Genomic DNA, 781 nt, shown 5'->3' on the forward strand with positions numbered 1-781 from the left:
TCAGATCGGCCTTTTTGACAAACACAAGGTCACCAACCCCAAGTTTGCGACAGCGTGTGCAGTGGCATTTTCCCAACATCGACGGTGGCGCGGCTAGCTCAATTTGAATGGCTCCACAGCAACAGCTTCCCTTGATCATAGTATTCTCCCACTAAATTTGATAAGAACAATACGGGAACATCCGGGTGGGCTCCAGCCAAAAAGAATGCCCACTTTGCCTAGGCTCAGGACACATAACCAGAACAATACTGTTGCTACGAGCGCGATTGCCGAGAGAAACAGCTCAGGGCATCTATCGTAGCGGGTTGCGATGCGCCGCCAGTCTTTGAGCCTGCCAAATATGTTCTCGATCTTGTGACGCAGTTTGTAGCGGGTTTTGTCGTGCGGGATGACCTGTTTACGTGACTTGCGCGAAGGGGTGCATGGCTCAATCTTCGTATCTTTCAGGTTGTTACGGAACCCATCAGCGTCATACCCGCGATCTGCGAGCAGCCAATGGGCCTGTGGCAATGATCCCATCGTGGCCCGTGCACCGATATAGTCGCTGACGTTTCCGGCGGTCAGAAACATTCGGATCGGACGGTCCTGTGCGTCGGTCACGGCGTGCAGTTTGGAGTTCCCCCCCCCCTTGGTCAGGCCACTGAGGCGGCCTTTGCCCCCTTTTTGAGCCCAAGGCTCGATGCTGTGCGATGCGCCTTCAGGTGGGTTGCATCAATCATCAGCACGTCACTGTGACCGCCCTCACGGACCAACTCCGTTAGGATTTGGGCGAACACACCCT

1 protein-coding gene and 1 pseudogene are annotated in these 781 nt (G+C 54.9%); both read right to left on the reverse strand.

Annotated elements, in window-relative coordinates; genetic code table 11:
* Positions 1-139, reverse strand: a 139-nt coding sequence (locus AC5EFR_RS23395; RefSeq protein ID WP_493578093.1) for a GFA family protein, incomplete at its 3' end; no start/stop codon positions are given.
* A gap of 95 nt (positions 140-234) precedes the next feature.
* Positions 235-781, reverse strand: a pseudogene (locus AC5EFR_RS23400) (IS5 family transposase); the annotation flags it as partial.

The organism is Pelagimonas sp. (assembly GCF_058892305.1).